The sequence below is a fragment of the Phocaeicola faecalis genome, assembly GCF_021730445.1.
GTDB classification, from domain to species: Bacteria; Bacteroidota; Bacteroidia; order Bacteroidales; family Bacteroidaceae; genus Phocaeicola; species Phocaeicola faecalis.
The window spans coordinates 139879-162015 of record NZ_JADNRM010000002.1 but is presented as its reverse complement, the minus strand read 5'-3'; the positions used below and the strand labels follow the sequence as shown (position 1 = coordinate 162015).

Here is a 22137-nt window from a genome sequence, read left to right as displayed (position 1 = left end):
GTCCCTGCATGAAAAACATGCCGAGCTTTTTTAAAAAGGTGGTGAAGTTTTTAAGAAACCTCCCGAGCTTTTCTGAAAACTTCAAGGTCTTTTTGCAGCATTCAGTGTGAGCAGTCTGTGTTTTTAATGTGGACGTACGCATCGGCCTACACATACGGTGGCATCGGCCTACACGTATATACGCATAAGCCTACACGTACGTACGCATCGGGCTACATGTACGTACGCATAAGCCCATACATATATTGTAAAATGTTACCCTCAAAAGTTTTAATAATTAAGCCATAACTTGAAAGAAGAAAGTTTTTCTTCACTGATGGTGATTTGTGATTTATAAGGAGGAAGGACGCTGACTACTATCTTACCGTTAAAGTAAGGTTCGGCATGGTCTATGGAGTCAATGCTGATAATGATTTGGCGGTTGGCACGGAAGAACTGTTCAGGGTCCAGTTGTTCCATCAGTTTGTTTAGGGATAGGTCGATAATGTGTTCTTGTCCTTTCTTGGTGACGGCAAAGGTAACTTTGTTTTCAGAATAAAAATAGGCGATGTCCGTTACTTGGAGTGACCAGAAACGGTCGGTGCCATAAATGAGGAAACGCGTGCGGTAACGTCTTTCTTTATGTTGCAGGGTGTCCAGCAAAGTATCCAGATATTCTTGGGGTTGGGGGATTCCCTTGTTTTGTAAAGTCTCGTATTTGATGATGGCATCAAGCAGTCGTGTTTCATCGATAGGCTTCAGTATATAATCTACGCTGTTTACGGTAAATGCACGGATGGCATATTTATCGTAAGCAGTCGTAAAAATAATGACAGAGGAAGGATGCACAGCCGAAAGAAAATCGAATGCGTTTCCGTCTGCCAGTTGGATATCGAGGAAGATAAGGTCGGGCTGTGGATTTTCTTTAAACCAAGTTACAGCTTCGTCCACACTACCCGGTATGATGGTCAGTGTCCATTGCGGGCGCAGACGGGTAATCATGGAATGTAGCAGACGTGCTGCGGGTACTTCATCTTCTATAATGATTGCGTTCAGTTTACTCATATCCTAAAGGTACTTTTACAGTAAATAAATGATTATCTTTGATGACTATGATTTCCTCGCCGAGCATCAGTTTGCAGCGGTTGGAAAGATTTTCTAATCCTACTCCCGAAGAGGACTCGTTGCTCTTTTTAGGTTGGACAGGGTTGTTTACTATCAGGTAATTATTCTCTATTCCTATGCTGATTTGCATGGGTTTGCTTTGGGTGATGGAGTTATGTTTAATGACATTTTCCACCAGTAGTTGCAAAGTCAGGGGTGGGAGCATGGCATCAGAATAGTCATCGGGAATAAAACATTCACAGTTGATGCAGTTTCCTAACCGTACTTCGTGCAGGAAGAGATAGGATTTCATAAAATCCAATTCTTCACTTAGAGGAACCAAGGCTTTATCCTGACTTTGAAGGACATAGCGGTAGACGCTGGACAGGTGTTTGGTGAAACGGACAGCGTTGCTTGGATTGTATTCTATCTCGGCAATCAGCGTGTTGAGACTATTGAACAGAAAGTGCGGATTAAGTTGGTTTTGCAGGGCGGCATAGCGGGCTGTATTGTTTTCCTTTTGCAGTTCGGCGGCTTCCTGTTGCAATCTTAATGTATTCTGAATGGAACGATTGGATAGAAGTAGTCCCACGATTACTAATTCTACCAGCCACACCAGAATGAGGATGCGCCAACCGCCATTGGGAAAAATAAAGATGTTGTAGGAACCCACCAAAAGCTTCCCGACAATCAGCAGACTATAGTTCAGTAGAAGGAACAGCAGTGTTACGGCTATATAAATCATGATGATTTTCCAGCGTTTGCGGAGATTCAGTGCATACTGGTTATTTAACCAGGAGCTAAGCCGCAAGGTGGAGTAACCGAGGACATTGAAGGCGGCTATGAAAAAGATAAAGGCGCCTTTGGAATAAAGCATATCCGCTACCTGAGGTGATAATTCGGAATAATTGGCTAGCAGGAGATAGGAGAAGACTCCTAACCCTGAGAACAAAAGGCCGTATAATATAGCATTCCATTTCATGTGAACAAAGCTACAATATTTTATAGAATAATAACTCGTTTGCGGAATTAAATTAGTGCATATTTAACTCAGGCAATGGGGCTCTCATTTTTATAGTTAAAAGTTTGGTTNGGGCTCTCATTTTTATAGTTAAAAGTTTGGTTACCTTTAATTTACTAAATATCAACAATATGCACGACTCTTTATACATAAATCTTTTATCAATTTAATTTCGCCAAAGAGTTTGTGTTATACAACATTATTATAAATTGCAAAGATATTGAAAATAAAGCTACCTTTACGCAGTTAATAATTTCTGCGCACCATAACCATATATGGCAATGTATCAGAAAAATCCTTCACATTGGATTTCCATGGGACAGTCAGAACGGGTGATGGATAAGAAACAGTGGAAATATGGATGATGGTTCTTTAACCATTAATATTCATATACCACTCCATGTTAAATCAGACCAACTGAAGAAAGGAGGTAATTAAATGAAAAGTAAATCATTTTTTTTGAAATACAACAAATCGGGTATTTGTTGCTTCGTAGAGAGTTTGTAAAAACCAATATAATAACACATTAAGAAAATACCATGAAAAAAATTATTCGAGTTGCTTTTGCAGCAACGTTCGCCTGCATAGCAGGCTATGGTGTGTACACATCACAACAAGAAATGGAATTGTCAGAACTTGCTTTGGCTAATATTGAGGCATTGGCACAAAGTGAATCTAATTGTGCTGAGTGGACAAAGAAACAGTGCTATACAGCTTTTTCCACAGAATATGGGATGGATTATTATGCTACATGTTCTGAAACAACAATGGGTGGAATCGGAGAATGTGGAGCTATAGAATCTCATAAACCTGCTGGTATGTCTTTAGTTAATGAGTGTTTGCAATGTATACGTGAGTATTGAATAACTTTAACGGTTGAAGAAGTGGATTTACAACTTGCGTATTCGATATGATTCAGGATGCGCAAGTTATTTTTAAAATTTTATTCAGCATTATCATTTAAAGAAAGATGAATCCTATATTATTATTTATATTCATATTCTTTTTGACTAGTTCTTGTGCGAGAGATACAGAAAAATCTTCTAATATAGTTCAGAAATATATTCCAGATTCATGTACAACAATTTCACTTGAAAAGAAGGAGCTACCTATAGATTTGCTTTATCCAACAGATATTCAGGTTGTAGATACATTTCTGTTGGTTTCCCAACATCATAATGAGAATATTATACAGGCATATAGTACATTGTCATTAAAACATTTGGGAAGTTTCCTTAAAAAGGGAAGCGGACCTAATGAGGTTATGGCTTTCGGATTGATAGCACAGTCGTATACCGAGTCTGGAAATCCCAAACTTATCATACAGTCCTACCCTAATTACCTTGGTATTCTTAACATAAAACGTTCCCTTGAATCCAGTCAGGCAGTATTTGATAAACAATATAAGTTTGAACCCCATTTGGGTAAAGAACTTTTTTTGGCTTCGCATAGTGTCTATGTCTTGGATTCAGTAAATCTGATGATGACAAAAGATCCTGTACGTTCCGGAATCAAGAATGACATCAATTTCTTTTGGGAGTTTTATAATACGGACAAGGATATTATCACTCGTCAATTGAAATATGAGGATTTTCCTTATATGGACACTTTCTTGAAGGAGTCTTACAGGTCATTAAATCCAGACCGTTCAAAGGTTGCATTATTCTATAGATTTTTCGATATGGTTTCCATAGCCGATTTAAAATCAGGTAAAGTTGTACAGATTATCCCCAATGGCAAATCTATAAACTCAAGTATAGTAAGAGACATTAATTCACGTTGTCTATACTACAAGATGGGGAAATGTACAGATGATTATATATTGGGGCTTTATGCTGGCGGATTAAGTGTATTAAAGGAGAATGATCCAAGGTCTAATGAAAACTGTTCTTTAAGAATTTATAATTGGGATGGAAATTTATTATATAATTATCCGTTTGGGAATAATATAAGAATGTTTACTGTAGATGAAAGTCAAAGATTCCTATATGCAGTAACAGATTCTGATTCTATTATCAGATATGATTTGAAGGATGTATCTATTTCGGAAAGCCATAAATATCAAGAGTAATAGGAAAGTAGATAATATTAATCATTGAACCTCATTTAAAAAGTCTTTTTATTCTAAAATACCATACTGATGCTTCTGGGGGGATTGGTAACACATGTTAAAACATGCATAGGGTATTCCTTTTTCGAAAGGATGTTATTTATTTGTGATAAAAAATATAGCACAATGGAAACAGCAATCAAGAAACAGACCGCATTCAGACTCGACAGCAAATCTTCTGGACGCTTTGAAACTGGCCGCCAAACGTGAGTACCGGAGCCTGAACAACTTCGTGGAGACGCTGCTCATGCGGGTCATGTATACAGAACCGAAGGAGGAAACAAGGGTGGCAATAGCAGAAGTCCGGAGCAAGGAGAAGGGCAAATATATGACAGTGTAGATGACCTGATGGAGGACCTGATGAAGTGATGAAGAAGAAACTGCACCCAACAATCCAATTCAATAAGGACTTCAAGCGGATTAAGTTCTTTTCTAAAAATGTCAAGGCATTCAGGTACATTGCTGACTGTTTGTCAGAGGCGAAACGATTCCTCAGGAAGTTAAGCTACACATGCTTTCCGGAGACTACAAGGGCTGTATGGAGTACCATGTGGAGAATGACCTGTTGCTGGTCTGGATTGACGGAGACATCATAAACCTGGTCAGGATTGGAAACCATTCCGAGTTGTTCGGAAATAACAGGAAAAAGGTAAATCCATGGGCTTCTTGGATTAAGTTTCGTTTTGGAAATAGAATTAAATATGATTTTCATTACCATGACAACGGTAAACCTGTCTGCAGAATGAATTGGTGGTTGGACATAATATTGAACCTGCTGTTTGGATGTGCATGTCTGTTCATCCCTGGCGAGGGCGATACGGTGAAGATGGACCGTGCCGTTCTCGCGCTCTACCGCAAGCCGATAGAGTGCGAGATGGGATGCAGGCTGAGCCTGCGTGACTCCACGGTTTGCCTGAATGACAGCGCCATTTTCTTCTACCGGTTCCGCAAGAGCTACCTCTTCGTGGTCCTGCTGGTCGTTTTGCTGTCTGTGGCGGCCAGGGGCGGATGCTTGGTGTCGCTGGCCGTGTTTGCCTGCTTCTCCTATCTGCTCCGCATCCCGGCTTCCGTTTCCGCATGGGCACTGGTGGTGGCGGCGGCGCTCCTGGTGGAATGGCTGGCGGAAATGGAGCGGAAAACGGTCTCCGGAGTGCTCTTGGTGGTGGCTGCAGCGGCAGTGACATGGACGGCCGCCACCGCATACGGCAAGCATTTCGGACGCCTGCAGGCCGTGCGCGAATGGATGCCTGTCAGGGTCTTGTATCATTCCGGTACATTTAAGGCGGCAGCTGAAGAATACGGCGGGCTTTATGATGGAATGTCCTGGCATAAGGATTTCTGTTTTGAGTACGGAAGGGCATTGTACAGAACCGGAAGTTACGGCAAGGCGGAAGAAGTTCTGTTTGAAGTCCTGAAGGTGAACGGAGACCCGATGATATTGAATGTTTTGGGGCGCAATGCACAGGAAATGGGCGAGTATGGGAAAGCGGAGAAGTATCTACTGCGTTCAATCCGCAGACTGCAGGAGCGTATCTATCTCCACTACCTGCTGGTGAAGTTGTATGCCCTTCCGGAATACAACCGTCCCGACAGGCTCGGATGGGCTGCCATCAAGGTTCTCTTCTCCGTGCCCAAGGTGCAGTCTTCCGCCATTCGCGAGATGTGCCGTGAGGTGACGGACATTCTGGAGAGACACAGCATCACCCCTGAAGGGGCTGACCATGAAGCAGAAAACCCACAAGCGATGAAAGAACCATGAGAAAGACCACGGAAATGAAACGGACGGCATGCTGGGCAGCTGTCCTGCTGCTCGGGGCCGTCCTGACCTGCTTGGCGGCCTGCACCCGAAATGACGGGTTGGAGCGGACATGGGAACGGGCCGGGAAGAACCGGGCCGAACTCGAGAAGGTGCTCCGCCACTACGCTGAAGACAGCCGCAAGCGCCGGGCTGCCCTGTTCCTCCTGGAGCGGATGGCGGACTGCTACAGCTGGATAGGGGGAGATATCGACACGCTCAAGCGCCTGAAGCAGCTCTCCGCCCTACCTGAAAGGGAGGTATGGGCGGATTCCGTCAGGAAGGTCCGCAGCTCTGCACCCTCCCTCCCGCGCACCAGGGTCTACGATGCGCAGGTAATCACGGCGGATTTTCTTATCCGCCACATCGACCATGCCTTCGCCGTATGGGACAGCCGGCCCTGGTCGGAGCACTACCCGCTGGAGGAGTTCCTCCGTCATGTGCTCCCTTACCGCCTGGGGGATGAACCTCTGGAGGAGTGGCGGGAGGCCTATTACAGGCGTTTCGCCGCCCGGGTGGATTCCGTCTACTCCGGCAGCGACGTGGTCCGTAAGGTGCAGGCCGTTGAGACGGTCTTCAACAGTGACGGGTTCCGGTGGAACGAGCTCTTCCCCTCGCTGCCGCATCTGGGGGCCGGCTACCTCCTCCGATACCGGTTGGGCAGCTGTCGCGAGTCATGCGACTTCACCCTCTACCTGCTCAGGGCCCTGGGCATCCCTTCCGTCACCGACCACTACACCGTTTCCCCGCACACCTCGGGCATGCACTGGTGGAATGCCGTCCGCGACACTACGGGAATCCTGGTGCCGTTCTGGTTGGCGGAGTCGATGGTAGGAAGGGGGATGGATGACGAAAGGCCCAAAGGCAAGGTGTTTCGTTCCGGGTTCGGCGGCCAGACATACGATGTCACCTCCGAATATTTCGGAAGCAACGTGGCATGGGTAAGGACCGGTAGCGACATCCGTGCCGGCCACATTCTACTGTGTGTCTTCAGCTGCGGAAGGTTCGTGCCCGTAGGACAGGGCGAGGTGCGCCGGGACTGGGTGGCATTCCACGACCTGGAGCCGGGCATCCGCTTCTTTCCGATGTACCGGCACCCCTCTGGAAACCTGCGTTTTGCCGGGTATCCCTTCCATGTGGACAGCCTGGGGAGGACGGTCCTCCATGTCCCCGACTGGCGGAACCCCACTCGTGCGCTGCTGCGTAGGAAATATGCCTTCCACCACCATCTCAAGGAGCGTGGGCTCCGCATGGCCGGCAACAGGGTGATTGGCAGCTTCAGGAGGGACTTCCGCTTTTCGGACACCCTGTTCACGCTCCCCCATACGTTGAAGACGAATCGGCATGTCATGGTGTCCGCCTCGGACAGGCCCGTGCGCTATGTCCGCTGGGATGCCGTCCCCTCCCGCTTCAACGTGTCCGTGGCGGAGATCGCCTTCCACGAATACGGCACTGGGCGGAAGCTTCCCTTCCGGCTGATCGACCCGCCCGCCCCGGCCTACGGTCACGGGGCGGCGTGCATGACCGACGGTGACGTGCTGACCACCTACCAAGCAAGGGTGGCAGGCCCCCAGACGCTGGTGTTCGACCTCGGCGGCAGCCACCGCCTCTCAGACATGCTCTACATACCGCACAATGACGGAAATTACATTGAGCCGGGAGACACCTACGAGTTGTTCTACCAGGACGGCATCGGCGGATGGAAGTCGCTGGGCAGGAAGACTGCTACTGCAGACAGCCTGGTCTACGACAGCGTGCCCGGAAATGCGGTATTCTGGCTCCGTGACCTGACGAAGGGACGGGAGGAACAGCAGTTCGTACTGGACGGGCGCGGTGAGCAGTCCTTTCATTGAATCGGATGCATGCCGTTCCGGATAAATTCCTGAAGGTCAAAGATGAAAAACACATTTTTGCTTTGTTTGTTACTTTATTTTTTTGCATTTGCAAGCAGAACCATTAAATAATAATATTATGAAACAAGTAATGAAAAAGCACTGGCACTGGTTGTTGCCTTAACAGAAGGATATGGCGTGTACACATCACAGCAGGAAACCGAATTGTCAGAACTTGCTTTGGCTAATGTGGCAGCGTTAGCAATGGATGAAACGAATAAATGTGATAATGCAAATGGGTATCGTAGAATACTTGAAGGGGATGAACGCATATACGATTGCTGCTATCAAGAAAAAATAGGCAAAGGGAAAGAAGATTGCAAAAGGTGGTAAATAAATATACAGTTTTAAAAGCATTGCATGTATTATTATGTGCGATGTTTTTTTGTAGTTGCCAGCAAACTACAGAAAAATATTATTGTGTAAAGAAAACAAAGATGGATTTGAAAAATATACTAATCCATATTGTTTCTATAGAATTACCATTTCTGTTTTATCCTGAATGATGGTATCTAAATGACAATAAACTATATGTTTTAAATAGTAGAGTAAGTCCATTTTTAACTATTTACAATCTTTCGCAAAGTTCCTGTATACAAGATGGATATATAGGTAATGCTCCTAAAGAATTTATTGTTCCATCATTGTGTGAAATGAAAGATCCATACAAGGTGGAAATTTATTCAAATAGTCTGAATAAATTAGAGATTTATCATTTCAGATCTGATTCATTATCGCTGAATAAAACTTTTCATTTCCCCTTATAGAATAAACAAAGAGGAATACCTAAAGCATATATTCGTTTGATTCAGTATAATGATAGTTTGTTCATTGGTATAAGTTTTGTACCTAAAGAAATAGCCGTAAAACTATTAAATTTAAAAGCAGAAAAAGTTGTGGATTATATAGACTTTCCTCTAAAACCAAAAGAGGAAGAATATTCAGGACCTTATGAATGCAAAATTGCGGCTTCAACAAATTCTTTAGTTGCTGCTTATCGATATATCAATTGTTTAGAAATTTACGAGTTATCTACTCATAATATTCGATTAAAGACTATAATAGGAGATTCAAATAATCAATATGATTTGTATCGGAAAGACAAAGACAGTGAAATAATTTTTCATTATTCTGATATAGTTTGTGGGGAAAAACAAATTTATGCCCTTTATCAAGGGGCTAAAGAAAAAGATATTGTATTTTGTTATGCATTAAAGTAGATAAGTAAGTTGTAAAAATTAATTTATACCAAACCGTATGGATAAAATTGGTACAGAATTCAGAACCGACAGCCGCCAACGCCCTGTTAGTAGCATAGAGCAGGAAATCAGTGGAAAGATAATCTGCAAGCCATTTGCCCTTTGGCTTTCTCCACAAAGTTTCGGCAATATTCAAATGTAGACTATGCGTAGACAGGAAGAAGAGAAAAAGTTCCCGCTTCTCCCATATGGGTCTGAGTTCGGTATACAGTTTTCCACGGTGGATGCTTGCGTTGTTAAGAGTCACAAATGTTTTCTTCCTGATGCGGAAAGATAGTCAATCAAGGAAATTGGCGACTTTGTTGGCTGTTACGGTCATTTTTATGCTAGCTATTGGAAGTAGATGGACAATACATACTTTAGGAAGCTTGATATCATGGAACTGTTTGATATATATATAATAAACCAGTTTGTGGAATTAAATTAGTGCATATTTAACTCAGCCAATGGGTCTCTCATTTTTATAGTTAATATATTGCAGGATTGTAAGTGCGCTAATCTTCCCGACAATCCGGGCAAACAATCCGTCTGTATTTTTTGCATAATTCCTCATAATCATAAACTGGTCACACAATTGCGAGGATATGGTTTCGATTCTTTTTCTCGCTTTGGCAAAAGCCGGAAATGTCGGCTTCCATTTTTTCTGGTTACACCTGTATAGTACCTCTAATTTGATATTGGCTGTTTCAAACAGATCCAATTGTACTTGGTCACTTATAATTGCCGGCTACTTGCTTGCATATGTTCAGGATTTTGCGAATATTGTATATAAGTTGTGCATACGATATTTGTCTATTAAAAGTTTGGTCACCTTTAATTTACTAAATATCAACAATATGCACGACTCTTTATACATAAATCTTTTATCAATTTAATTCCGCCAAAGAGTAGAATAATAATCACTTTCTAGTATTTATTCAATGCTTTCAGCAGTGCGGAATAATATCCTTGTGCGGATACTTTGGCTTGCACATAATTGGTTTGTGAGGCCTGCCGGTAGTTCTGTGCCTCTATCACCTCCACTACTGACACTTTTCCTTCCGCATATCTTTCCAATGCCATGCGTTCGTTTTCGCGGGCTTTGTCCAGTGAGTTTCCGGTCAGTTGTACTTGTTCCATTGCTTGGGATAACGAAACGCGGGCGGTCTGGACCTCAAGGTTCACATGGTCACTTACTTGATGAAGGTTATCGGTAGCCGCACCGACTTGGAAAGAAGACGCCCGTTTCTCATTGCGCCGTTTTCCCCATTCGAAAATAGGAACCGACAGTTTGGCATAAACAGCATAATTGGGGTCAAGGTCGGATTTGAAGTTATATCCGGGTGAGGAGTAACTTCCCTCTATGCCGACATAAAGTTGCGGCTTATATTTGGAGTCTGTCAGTTTCTTTGAACTTTCGGCTATGTTGATTTGGTCGTATGCCATTTTTAATTCCGGCCGGTTGGAGCCGTTCAAACTCCATAACTGTTCATTCATGACGATGGAAGGAATAGTGTCTTCCACTTCCGTCGGTTCATTTAGTTCCAGCCCAATCAGCGAGTTGAACGCCATTCTTCCGGTTTCAAGATTGCTTTTTGCCTGAAGCAATTGGTATTCGGCTTCGTTTAGCTTTACCTCTGCCATGAGCAGGTCTTGTGGGTCCACCAAGCCTACCTCCACCCGTTCACGGATGGTTTGAGTGAGTGAGGCGATGGAGTTCCGATAGTCGGTGGCTACCTGCAGAAGTTCGGCACGGGCTACGGTGTTCCAGTATTGCATATCGGTTTGGTAGCACACGGCGGAACGGAAATATTCCGCCTGATGTGCTGCCAGACTATGTTGATGCTTTGCCATTCGGATGGTTTCCAGTAGACGGCCGCCTGTATAGACCGGTTGCAATAGGCTGAAAGAGGCGCCGTATTTCATATCCTTGCCTTCGAAGGTCAACGGATTCTGCATACTGGGCAGGTTCAGAGTGAGCTGGATGGGATTGCTGGTATATTGAAAGTTGGCGTCACCCGATAGTTTGGGACGCAAGTCCTTCTGGGCAGCTTTCTCCAGTTCGATACTGGCCGAGATATGTTTATCCGCCGCCTTCAGGTCATGGTTGTATTCTACAGCCATTGACCTGTACTTTTCCAATAAATCACTTTGTTGGGCGAAAGTAGCGGACGGAACACTAAAAATAAAGATAAACAGTATATTAATTTTTTTCATGAGCTATATCTATTTTGAGGGTGATAGTACGATTACTTAATCTTATAAAATATGGCATACAGTGCCGGTGTTACAAATAATGTCAATAACGTAGCGAATGTCAGCCCGAAGATGATAGTGGCTGCCATTCCTCCAAACGCTATATCGAATAACAGAGGAACCATTCCCAGAATCGTAGTGGTAGCTGCCATCAGTACAGGACGTGTTCTGGATACGGTGGCCTCTATGACGGCTGTATAAGGAGTGACACCGTTCCTGCGCTGTATATTTATTTCATCCAACAGTACGATGACATTCTTGATAATCATACCCAGCAGCCCCAACCATCCGGCGATGGGGAAGAATCCGAAATCAAACCCGGTGAGCAGCATACCTACAGCTACCCCGATAAGGGAGAGCGGAAGCACACATAGGATAATGACCGGTTGACGGAAATTGCCGAATAAGGCTACCAAAATCACGACCAGCATCAAGAAAGCCAAAGGAAAGAATTTGGCAATGGCCTGCATTGCTTCACCTTGGTCTTTGTATTGGGCGTCCCAAAAGAAGGTATACCCTTCTGGCAATTCTATGGCTTCTATTTCTTTCCGTATTTCTCCATGTACTTCGGCCATGGTGTGTCCCGGTTTTACTCCGCACATGGCGGCCATGGACAACTGGCGGTTATAGGTACGTATCTGTGGAAACTCCCAAGTGGTTTCAATCTTTTCCGTCACTTGCGACAGAGGTGCTGAATGTTCTCCGTTCCAAACAGAGAAATCACCTAAAGACTGGGCGTCCGTAATATGGACTCCTTCCGATTTCAGTAATACGGGTACTTTCTTTTCGTTATCCCGATAAATTCCTATGGGAGTCCCGTCACTGATAGACTTGACAGATTGCATCATTTGCGCTTTGGTAATGCCTAGCGCACCGGCTTTTACCGGGTCGTAGACGGGGCGAATCATCAGGGCCATATTTCCCCATTCGTTACGGGCATCCGCTACTTTGGGATTGCGCCGCATGATTTCTATGGCTTTTCCTGCCAGTGAATCCAGTACGGCAGGGTCCGGTCCTAGGAAACGGGCCTCGATGACGGCTTCCGTCAAAGGGCTAAGTTCGAACTTGTTCACTTTTATCAGTGGCTCGGGATACTTCTGACGGATGGAGTCTTGCAGCAACGCGTGCAGTTGCCTGGACTCTTTCGGGGTCTTGCACTTCACCAATATCTGTGCATAGTTGGACTGAGGACCGAAAGCTACATTAGACAGATAGTAACGAGGCGGAGTGCGGCCTATGTAGGTAGAAACCATTTCCGTTTCTTCGTGTCCGCGAATATAGTCCGCCAAGTTACTTGCCATACGGTCTGTTTCGTTGATGTTCGTTCCTTCGGGCAACCACATATCTACGGTAAAGTATTGTTTGTCTAGCGCAGGTACAAACACTTTGGGGATAAATTTGAAACTCCAGGCAGAGAGTATCAGCATAACTACCAGTGAACCGATAGTGACCGACCGATGGCGGAGTACCCAGTGCAGGGCATTCCGGAAACGATTATAGTATTTCCCGTCGAATAAAGCCGATTTCAGTTCCTCGGGACGCGGACGACGGACAAACTCCTGTATAAAGAAAGGGGTCTGCGTCAGTGCGAACACCCAGCTGAACATCAGTGATACTCCAATGACCACAACCAATGAAGATAGCAATTCACCTGTGATATGTGGTGAATAATAGATAGGGAGGAAGGTAAGAATAGCGATGACTGTTGCCGCCAACAAGGGCAAAGCGGTAGCAGAGCAGGCACGCATGATAGCTACACGCTTCCGCATTCCGCGCTCCATGTTGATTAAGGCTGAGTCTGAAACCACGATAGCATTGTCTACCAACATTCCCATGGCGATAATGATGGCGGCTAATGACATTCGTTGAAGTGCGATGCCGCAAGCCATCATGACAATGAGTGTGGCGAAGATGGAAAAAATCAGTCCGCTACCAATCAAAGTACCATTCTTGAATCCGATGAAAAATAATAGAATGGCTATAACGGTTAGAACGGAAATGATGAGGTTCAAGATAAAGCCTTGATTGGCAACGTCTGATTCATATCCTTGGTCATAGATGGAGGTCAGTTCATATCCTTGGGGCATGGATTGCGATAATTCGTCAATCCGGTTTTTCACGGCTTCCGCCATATCCACTACGTTTCCGGTAGGGACGGTAGAGATGGCAATGCCTATGGCCGGATTGCCGTCAATGCGCATCAGGTTGCTGGCAGGTGTCTGATAACTTTCTTCTATCCGTGCTATATCGGCGAGGCGGAAATGTTCGCCTGAGCGTGAAACGATAGTCAGGTCTCTGATATCATCCAATGAATAGAAATTTCCGGTAGACTCGATGCGCAGCCGGTTTTGCCCGGCATCAATTCCTCCCGCATCCACTACTTTGTTCTGTGCTTCGAATGCTCGGGCTATATCAGAGGTGGTGATTCCACTTTGTGTCATGACGGACGGGCTGACAGATACGTCGATAGTGGGTGTCTGTACTCCGTAGATTTCCACTTTGGCTACATCCTTTACTTTCAGGAGCTCATTCTTGATGATTTTAGCCTCGTCTTCCAGTTCCCTATAGGTATGACCGTTTCCGGTGAGGCCATAAAAAACACCCAATACATCCCCAAAGTCATCATTGACGACCGATGGACCTGCTCCGGTGGGAAGTTTGCCTTGTACATCGTTCACTTTGCGGCGTAGTTTGTCCCAGAGTTGTTGCATTTCGTCTGCACGGGTTTCCTTTTTCACATATACGGTGATTTTGGAGAGTCCGGCCCGGTTCTCTGTTTTCAGATAATAGAGCTCACCAAGAGACTGGATGGATTCTTCCAGAATATCGGTTACCTGAGATTGTACTTCGGAGGGCGATGCTCCGGGGTAAGGAGTCAGTACGAGTGCCTGTTTGATGGTAAAGGGGGCGTCTTCCAGTTTTCCCATTTTGATGTAGGAGAACAGACCGCCGGCCAGTATCAGGACCAATAACAAGAGGGTGACTGACTTTTTTTGTAGAAAGTATTTTACTAATTTCATATTTGTTTTTTTCTTTGTCTTATTACGTTTTTGTTGACCGTAGGGGCATTACAGTTCGGTTGCGTTGATTTTCATTCCGTCCGACAGGAAGCGGAGTCCGCTGGTCGCTACGGTTTCATCGGGATGTAAACCTTCGGTGATGGTCACATAACCATCCGGTAACAAATCTCCTTTCTTTACTTTTCTTCGGTTTACCTCTTGGGTATTTGTATCGACTACCCATAGATAGTCACCTTCCGTGGGACGATGGCAAAGAGCCGTTTGAGGGACAGCCACCCCTTTGGAGGCATCTGTTGTTATAGAGGAGCGGTTCAGCATGGCTTTGCCGGACATGCCTGCCAGTAATTTTCCTTCTTTGTTAGGAAGTAAAGCGGTCAACAGATAAGAGAGGTTGTTGCGGGTGGTTCCTTTGGAAACTTCCGCTATCTGTGCTTTATATACTTTATCGGGTTGTGCATCGAATCGTACTTGTATCGTATCCAGTGCCTGCGCTGCATAGGCAATATCCTGAGTGACATAGATTTCCAGTTTAAGTTGGTCAATATCAATAAAAGAAATGACGGGTTGGGTTGCTTTTACATCCTGAAATTTCTCTATATATACCTCACCTACATAACCATTGAACGGAGCGATAAGGCGTGTATCCTCCAGTTCGTATGAGGCGGTATCGAAAGCTGTTTTGGCGGTGGTATAGTCCGCCTTCGCCTTTTCGTAGGAACTTGCCGAGATGTTGCCCTTATCATATAACTTTTGTATACGTTCGAATTCTGCCTTTGCCTGATGGTAGACTGCCTCGGCACGTTCTTTGCGGATGCGGAAATCGCGCGGGTCTATTTCGGCTATGATGTTGCCTTGTTTGTATCGGTTACCGGCATATACATCAAAACGGTCAATGGGGCCGCCCACCCGGAAGGATAACTCGGAAGTGCGGAAAGGTTGGGCGATAAAGGAGAACTCTTTGTCGTCCTGATGTGAAACGGGGACAGCTTGTGCGGTCTTTACAATAAAGTCTTGTTTCTTTTCATTACCTTCGGCGGCACAGGAAGAAAGTAGTGCGGCGAGGCTTAGTAATAGCATAGAATGTACGTTTATCTTCATATTTTGTCTTTTAAGTTTGCGACAAAAGTAAGAAGTGTGTGGGTACTAAATAGGAAAGAAGATGCTGAAGCCGGAAAAAATAGAAACAGAAAGGGAAATATACAGATAAAGGTGGAGGTGATTTATTCTATATAAATCATCTTTTTAGTCATTCCACCATCAATCGTTATGTTTTCGCCATTGATAAAATCATTTTCTTCTTGACAAAGAAACAAGCACATTCGGGCAATATCTTCCGGTTTTCCCACCCGACCGGAGGGATGCTGTGCGTGGTCCTCGGGGCGGAGAAGCCCATACTCTTGTGTCTGTATCCATCCCGGTGAGATAGAGTTGACAGTGATATGCTGATTGGCAAGCGATAAGGCAAGTGCGTGGGTGAGCGAATAGATTCCTCCCTTTGAGGCAGCATAACCTTCACTTCCCGGTTCACTCATTAAATGGCGCGTGGAACAAATATTAATGATTCTGCCATAATGCTGCGGAGAGTCTTGAGCTTTGCGGTGGATGGCAAGAAGTCTTGAGGTTATAAACACCGGTCGGAGATTGATGGATAAGATTCGGTCAAAGTCTTCTACACTTGTTTCGGTGAGGTCAGAAAACAGGCTTACTCCGGCATTATTGATTAAGATGTCTATATCTCCCCACCTTTCTATGAGTGCTAGCATACAACTTTCCAGTGCTTCTCTATTTTGTATGTCTACAGGATAGAATGCAGCTCCTGTTTCTTTGGCAGTTTGCAGTCCCGATGTTTCATCTTTGTCGCAAAACGCTACCGGACAACCTTCCTGTCTGAATGCTTTTACGATAGCCTTACCGATGCCGTTGGCTCCTCCGGTTACAAAGACTCTTTTGGAGTTCGCTTTCTTGGGAGTATGTTTGGGTGTCTTTTGCCAAGCGGCCTTTTTAGCTTGATATTGTTCGAACTGTCTTTCTATATAGTTGTCTGCCATGGTTATTGAGAAATTTTAATCATCCGCTGTAGGGGGCAGAAAATTTCCGCCCTACAGTGGATATTATTTAGATTATTCCCACTCAATTGTGGCGGGTGGTTTGGAGGAGATATCATAGCAAACGCGGTTAACGCCTTTTACCTTATTAATGATATCATTTGAAACCTTAGCCATAAACTCGTAAGGAAGATGGGCCCAGTCAGCAGTCATGGCATCGGTACTGGTTACAGCACGCAGAGCCACGGCACGTTCATAAGTACGTTCATCGCCCATTACGCCTACACTTTGTACCGGCAACAGGATGACACCTGCCTGCCACACTTGGTGATAGAGGGCAATATCATTACCGTCGGCATCTTTTACCATCCAATCACGTAAGCCTTGAATAAAGATGTCGTCTGCATCCTGCAGAATGCGTACCTTCTCGCGGGTAATATCGCCTAAGATGCGTACAGCCAAGCCCGGACCGGGGAACGGATGACGGGTAATCAGATGTTCGGGTATGCCTAATTCACGACCTACACGGCGTACTTCATCTTTGAAAAGCCATTGCAAGGGCTCACATAGGCTAAGATGCATTTCTTCGGGCAGACCACCTACGTTGTGATGACTTTTGATAGTCTTTCCGGTGATGTTCAGACTTTCGATGCGGTCAGGGTAGATAGTACCTTGTGCCAACCATTTGGCATCGGTTATTTTATGTGCTTCGGCATTGAATACTTCTACAAAGTCACGGCCAATAATCTTACGCTTTTGTTCGGGATCAGTCACGCCTTCCAAGTCTTTAAAGAACTTGTCGCTGGCATCTACGCCGATTACGTTCAGACCCAGACATTCGTAATCATGCATCACATTCTTGAATTCATTCTTGCGCAACAAACCGTGGTCAACAAAGATACAAGTCAGGTTCTTGCCAATGGCACGGTGCAACAACACGGCTGCAACAGATGAATCCACACCTCCGCTTAGACCGAGAATAACGCGGTCGTTACCTACTTGTTCTTTCAAGGCTGCCACTGTGGTATCAACAAATGAACTTGCACTCCAGTCTTGCTTGCCACCGCAGATATCTACTACGAAGTTTTTCAGTAATTGGGTACCGTCTTCACTGTGGAATACTTCCGGATGGAACTGTACGCCCCATACTTTTTCTCCTTCTGCCTGATAAGCGGCGATAGCGACTTTATCTGTTGAAGCGATAATTTTGAAGTTATCAGGGATGGCAGTGATTGTATCTCCGTGGCTCATCCATACTTGAGACTGTTCGCGGATGCCTTTCAGTAAGGGGTTCTCATGTTCGAAAGTAGAGAGATGGGCGCGTCCGTATTCACGTGTGCCGGCCGGTTCTACTTTTCCGCCATTGGTGTATGCCATAAACTGTGCGCCATAGCAGATGCCCAAAATAGGGTATTTCCCACGAATATTGCTTAAATCAACCTTGAATGCACTTTCATCGTAAACAGAGAAAGGGCTTCCCGACAGGATGACACCGATAACCGATGGGTCATCATGTGGAAACTTGTTGTAAGGCACAATCTCGCAATACATATTCAGTTCGCGGACACGGCGGCCGATAAGCTGTGTGGTCTGTGAACCGAAATCGAGAATAATGATTTTTTCTTGCATATTATTATGATATGTAAATGTTTTCGTGCCGCAAAGATACTCAGAAAAACTATAAATCCGTCATACCATAGAGGCATTTTTATAGTTGAGTGTAAAAAACTTCATGCTTTGGTATGCTGTAGCTTCATCTTGTCTTCACAATGGAAGCAATTCTGAATATATATAAGTATGTGTGGAACTACACATATTTTATATGCATAGGCCCACACATACGAATGTGTAAAAAATCCCTTTCTATCCTAAGAGCTTTCCTGTTATTTCCGGTCTGCCTGTTCTTTCAACAAATCGCGGATTTCGGTTAACAGCACCTCTTCTTTACTTGGGGCAGGAGGGGCTGCAGGAGGAGCCGGAACTTCTTCCTTCTTGCGGTTCAGGCGGGCGAGCAATCTGATAAATAAGAATATAGAGAAAGCGATGATGATAAAATCAAACGTGGCCTGGAGGAAATTTCCATAATTGAGGGTTACGGCGGCTTTCTCTACGCCATCCACCACTTCGGCAGGCTTTAATTGTAGTTTTAAATCTGTGAAGTTTACACCGCCGACCAACAGCCCGATGGGAGGCATAATAACATCCGCAACGATGGAAGAGACAATCTTTCCAAATGCACCACCGATGATAACACCGACTGCCATGTCAATAACGTTTCCACGCATGGCAAACGCTTTAAAGTCTTGTAAAAAACTACTTTTTCCCATTTTTTTTTATTTTAATATGAAATTATGCGCGAATATAAAAACAAATTCTTATTTTTGCACCGCGTTTAGGAAATAAATACTAAATGTTTAACAACATTCCAAATTAGAGTGTTTAAAAGCTATATTATAAAACCTTTAAAAATTAAACAAAATGATTAAAGTAGGTATTAACGGATTTGGTCGTATCGGCCGTTTTGTATTCCGTGCAGCTCAGAAAAGAAACGATATTCAGATCGTAGGTATCAATGACCTTTGCCCGGTTGATTACTTAGCATATATGTTGAAGTATGACACAATGCACGGACAATTTGAAGGTACTATCGAAGCTGACGTAGAAAACAGCAAGTTGATCGTAAACGGCAATGCAATCCGCGTAACAGCTGAAAGAAATCCGGCTGACTTGAAATGGGATGCAATCGGTGCTGAATACGTAGTTGAATCTACTGGTTTGTTCTTGACTAAAGAAAAAGCTCAGGCTCATATCGAAGCTGGTGCTAAATATGTAGTTATGTCAGCTCCTTCTAAAGATGATACTCCGATGTTCGTTTGCGGTGTAAACGAAAAATCTTATGTTAAGGGTACTCAATTCGTTTCTAACGCTTCTTGTACTACTAACTGCTTGGCTCCTATCGCTAAAGTATTGAATGACAAATGGGGTATTACTGACGGTTTGATGACTACAGTTCACTCTACAACTGCTACTCAGAAAACAGTTGACGGTCCTTCTATGAAAGACTGGAGAGGTGGTCGTGCTGCTTCTGGCAACATTATCCCTTCATCTACTGGTGCTGCTAAGGCTGTAGGTAAAGTTATTCCTGAATTGAACGGTAAATTGACTGGTATGTCAATGCGTGTTCCGACTTTGGATGTTTCTGTAGTTGACTTGACAGTGAACTTGGCTAAACCGGCTACATACGCTGAAATTTGTGCAGCTATGAAAGAAGCTTCTGAAGGCGAATTGAAGGGTGTTCTGGGTTACACTGAAGATGCAGTTGTTTCTTCTGACTTCTTGGGTGACACTCGCACTTCTATCTTCGATGCTAAAGCTGGTATCGCTTTGACTGATACTTTCGTTAAAGTAGTTTCTTGGTATGACAATGAAATCGGTTACTCTAACAAAGTATTGGATTTGATCGCTCACATGGCTTCTGTAAACTGCTAATCAGTTATATAATCCATATAGCAACAGCCGCCCGAAGTAATTCGGGCGGTTTTTTTATGTCCTGTCGGCAATTAATTGTGAAAAGATGTGGTATATATTAAATATAATTATACCTTTGTGCAATTTGAAGAATAATATTAAACAAATAAAAGTTATGGATGCACAAAAAGTAGATGCCTTTATAATGGCAAACGGAAAGTTCTTTCCCGATTATCAAGTGGCAGCAATTAGAGATATGTTGCTTGCTGCTGACGATTCAAAATGGTCAATGTTGCAGGTTATGCAGTTCAAAGACCCCACTATCTGTTTGATTATCTCTCTGTTTGCCGGTTCGCTGGGTATTGACCGCTTCTTTATTGGAGATACAGGATTGGGAATTGCGAAGTTAATCACTTGCGGCGGTTTTGGCATTTGGACTATTGTAGACTGGTTCCTCATTATGGGAGCTGCCCGCGACAAGAACATGCAAAAACTTCAAATGGTACTTTAATGACGAAAAAAGCTCTGTACATACTTTCGGTTGTCGCTTGTGCTGCCGGGTATGTATGGCTTGCCGTTTCGTCCATACATGCGGAAGAGGGAGTGTGGCGAGGGTGCTTGTTTAAGCAGTTATTCCATATTCCTTGTCCTGCATGTGGTTCTACACGAGCCCTCATTGCACTCTGTCAAGGGCATTGGAAAGAATCATTGTTACTCAACCCGAATGGTATGTTGCTGGCAGTATTGATGTTGCTGCTTCCTGTGTGGATTTTATTGGATATCATCAGGCGGGAAGATTCTTTTTTTCGTTTTTATCTATGGATTGACCGGATTTTCATTCGAAAACGCGTCTTCATTATTTTCCTTTTTCTTGTATTAATTAATTGGTGCTGGAATATTTATAAAGGCTTATGATATACTATAAACCCGCGGAACATGAATTGGAGGCTGCTTCAAACAGTTATCTAATGTCATTATTGGCTGTGATGGCCGGACTACCTTTTCCTATTATAAACTTGTTGGCAACGGTTGTTTTCTATTTAGCCAATAGGCGGCGGACGTATTTTGTGCGATGGCATTGTACGCAGGCGTTGGTGTCCCAACTTCCATTGTTCTGTACTAACAGTGTCTTGTTTTGGTGGACGGTCGGTCTGCTTTTTGGAGGTGTGGAACTCACTTCTTTTTATTTCGCTTATCTGTTTACCGTTGTATTGTTCAATGTTGTAGACTTTGTAGCTACAGTGGTCTCTGCCGTACAAGTGAGAAAAGGCAAGCAGATAGAGTGGTATGTTTACGGAGGTTTGACTGATTTGATTTGTAAGCCATGATAAAGAAAATACTTTTGCAGTCGCTCGTATCGGTAGTGTTGTTTTTAGCCGTGCTATTCTCTTTTTCGCGTGTAGACTGGCTTTCGGTTTTTGATTTGCGCGAGACGGTTATCGAGGAGAAACTGGGAGATATGTATTGGGATTTGTATTCCGGTTCTGCTGTCTTTGTAGAGTCGGATACAGTTATTGCTCCATTGGATTCGTTGCTGTTACATTTATGTGAGGCCAATGATATAGAACGTGATAAAATAAAGTTGCATGTTGCCCAAAGCGATGAAGTCAATGCTTTTGCCTTTCCCGATAATCATCTTGTTGTTTTTACTTCGCTTATTGCCAAATGCGAAAATCAGGAAGAATTATGTGGGATAATGGCGCATGAGATAGCTCACATGCAGAAAGGTCATATCATGAAGAAACTAGTGAAGGAAGTAGGGCTTTCTGTTTTAGTGGGCATGGCATCGGGGGGACAAAGTGGAGAAGTGTTGAGAAGCACTGCCAAACTTCTTTCTTCTACTGCCTATGACCGTACGTTGGAAAGTGAGGCTGACAAGACAGCCGTTCTCTATCTTTTGCAATCCGGAATAAATCCGGAACCTTTTGGAGAATTTCTGTTCAGACTATCTAAAGAGGAAGAACTACCTTCGTTGACCGAGTGGGTAAGCACTCATCCTGATTCTGAAAAACGATCCATTCAAATATGTAATTGGGCAAAGGAAGGGAGTGATGATATCCGGTTTGAGAAGGTATTGAGTCTGGAAACGTGGAAAACTCTTCAACAAGCCGTTTCTGACAAGTAATTCTGTGACTTTTATTCTTTTTCTTGGTTGTAGATTACACAAATTCGTTATCTTTGTGCAATTATTAACCGAAAGACTGTTTCG

21 protein-coding genes and 1 pseudogene are annotated in these 22137 nt (G+C 44.1%); 13 read left to right on the top strand and 9 right to left on the bottom strand.

The features are described from left to right. Positions 1-270: 270 nt before the first annotated feature. Positions 271-1044, bottom strand: coding sequence for a LytR/AlgR family response regulator transcription factor (locus IR173_RS04865; RefSeq protein ID WP_237038566.1), 774 nt, complete (start codon positions 1042-1044; stop codon positions 271-273). After that, entirely contained in the window at positions 1037-2065 is a 1029-nt protein-coding gene (locus tag IR173_RS04860; RefSeq protein WP_237038565.1) for a sensor histidine kinase, read from the bottom strand. The genes IR173_RS04865 and IR173_RS04860 overlap by 8 nt, the downstream gene beginning before the upstream one ends. A gap of 578 nt (positions 2066-2643) precedes the next feature. Here IR173_RS04860 and IR173_RS04855 point away from each other — a divergent pair. The 8 genes from IR173_RS04855 (at position 2644) to IR173_RS04820 (ending at position 9302) form a co-directional block, all read left to right on the top strand. Further along, positions 2644-2967, top strand: a complete 324-nt coding sequence (locus IR173_RS04855) for an NVEALA domain-containing protein (RefSeq protein ID WP_237038564.1) — start codon at positions 2644-2646, stop codon at positions 2965-2967. 107 nt (positions 2968-3074) lie between these two features. Next, positions 3075-4175: a BF3164 family lipoprotein gene (locus tag IR173_RS04850; protein WP_237038563.1), complete on the top strand. Its 1101-nt coding sequence runs from the start codon at positions 3075-3077 to the stop codon at positions 4173-4175. Between the two features lie 145 nt (positions 4176-4320). Continuing rightward, positions 4321-4554 carry a hypothetical protein gene (locus tag IR173_RS04845; RefSeq protein WP_317207923.1) on the top strand — a complete coding sequence of 78 codons (234 nt, stop codon included), beginning with the start codon at positions 4321-4323 and terminating at the stop codon, positions 4552-4554. A 171-nt stretch (positions 4555-4725) separates the two neighbouring features. After that, the gene (locus IR173_RS04840) at positions 4726-5973 is read left to right on the top strand and encodes a type II toxin-antitoxin system YafQ family toxin (RefSeq protein ID WP_237038562.1); all 1248 of its coding nucleotides are present in this window, start codon (positions 4726-4728) and stop codon (positions 5971-5973) included. Further along, a complete protein-coding gene (locus IR173_RS04835) occupies positions 5970-7862 on the top strand; it encodes a DUF503 domain-containing protein (RefSeq protein ID WP_237038561.1) in 1893 nt (630 codons plus the stop codon). The genes IR173_RS04840 and IR173_RS04835 overlap by 4 nt, the downstream gene beginning before the upstream one ends. A gap of 141 nt (positions 7863-8003) precedes the next feature. Further along, entirely contained in the window at positions 8004-8234 is a 231-nt protein-coding gene (locus IR173_RS04830) for an NVEALA domain-containing protein (RefSeq protein WP_317207926.1), read from the top strand. A gap of 449 nt (positions 8235-8683) precedes the next feature. Further along, positions 8684-9121 (top strand): BF3164 family lipoprotein, encoded by a 438-nt coding sequence (locus tag IR173_RS04825; protein ID WP_317207925.1) that lies wholly within the window; start codon positions 8684-8686, stop codon positions 9119-9121. 37 nt (positions 9122-9158) lie between these two features. Then, positions 9159-9302 (top strand): hypothetical protein, encoded by a 144-nt coding sequence (locus tag IR173_RS04820; protein ID WP_237038558.1) that lies wholly within the window; start codon positions 9159-9161, stop codon positions 9300-9302. Between the two features lie 297 nt (positions 9303-9599). Here IR173_RS04820 and IR173_RS04815 read toward each other — a convergent pair. From IR173_RS04815 to mscL, 7 genes and pseudogenes are all read right to left on the bottom strand, one after another. After that, a pseudogene (locus IR173_RS04815) lies at positions 9600-9878 on the bottom strand (transposase); the annotation flags it as partial. Positions 9879-10066: 188 nt separating this feature from the next. Beyond that, positions 10067-11356 (bottom strand): TolC family protein, encoded by a 1290-nt coding sequence (locus IR173_RS04810; protein ID WP_237038557.1) that lies wholly within the window; start codon positions 11354-11356, stop codon positions 10067-10069. Between the two features lie 32 nt (positions 11357-11388). Next, a complete protein-coding gene (locus IR173_RS04805) occupies positions 11389-14415 on the bottom strand; it encodes an efflux RND transporter permease subunit (RefSeq protein ID WP_237038556.1) in 3027 nt (1008 codons plus the stop codon). Between the two features lie 48 nt (positions 14416-14463). After that, a complete protein-coding gene (locus IR173_RS04800; RefSeq protein ID WP_237038555.1) occupies positions 14464-15513 on the bottom strand; it encodes an efflux RND transporter periplasmic adaptor subunit in 1050 nt (349 codons plus the stop codon). A 122-nt stretch (positions 15514-15635) separates the two neighbouring features. Next, on the bottom strand, positions 15636-16463 hold the full coding sequence (locus IR173_RS04795; protein WP_237038554.1) for an SDR family NAD(P)-dependent oxidoreductase: 828 nt from the start codon (positions 16461-16463) through the stop codon (positions 15636-15638). Positions 16464-16535: 72 nt separating this feature from the next. After that, a complete protein-coding gene (gene guaA / locus IR173_RS04790; protein ID WP_237038553.1) occupies positions 16536-18089 on the bottom strand; it encodes a glutamine-hydrolyzing GMP synthase in 1554 nt (517 codons plus the stop codon). Positions 18090-18343: 254 nt separating this feature from the next. Then, a complete protein-coding gene (gene mscL / locus IR173_RS04785) occupies positions 18344-18787 on the bottom strand; it encodes a large-conductance mechanosensitive channel protein MscL (protein ID WP_237038552.1) in 444 nt (147 codons plus the stop codon). A gap of 151 nt (positions 18788-18938) precedes the next feature. On the opposite strand from mscL, the gene gap reads away from it, so the two are divergent. From gap to IR173_RS04760, 5 genes are all read left to right on the top strand, one after another. After that, entirely contained in the window at positions 18939-19949 is a 1011-nt protein-coding gene (gap, locus tag IR173_RS04780; RefSeq protein WP_237038551.1) for a type I glyceraldehyde-3-phosphate dehydrogenase, read from the top strand. Positions 19950-20103: 154 nt separating this feature from the next. Then, on the top strand, positions 20104-20439 hold the full coding sequence (locus IR173_RS04775) for a TM2 domain-containing protein (protein ID WP_005939244.1): 336 nt from the start codon (positions 20104-20106) through the stop codon (positions 20437-20439). Next, positions 20439-20843 (top strand): DUF2752 domain-containing protein, encoded by a 405-nt coding sequence (locus IR173_RS04770; RefSeq protein WP_237038550.1) that lies wholly within the window; start codon positions 20439-20441, stop codon positions 20841-20843. Before IR173_RS04775 ends, IR173_RS04770 begins: the two co-directional genes overlap by 1 nt. Beyond that, positions 20840-21256 carry a DUF4870 domain-containing protein gene (locus IR173_RS04765; RefSeq protein WP_237038549.1) on the top strand — a complete coding sequence of 139 codons (417 nt, stop codon included), beginning with the start codon at positions 20840-20842 and terminating at the stop codon, positions 21254-21256. Before IR173_RS04770 ends, IR173_RS04765 begins: the two co-directional genes overlap by 4 nt. Continuing rightward, positions 21253-22053: a M48 family metallopeptidase gene (locus IR173_RS04760; RefSeq protein ID WP_237038548.1), complete on the top strand. Its 801-nt coding sequence runs from the start codon at positions 21253-21255 to the stop codon at positions 22051-22053. Before IR173_RS04765 ends, IR173_RS04760 begins: the two co-directional genes overlap by 4 nt. Positions 22054-22137: the final 84 nt, after the last annotated feature.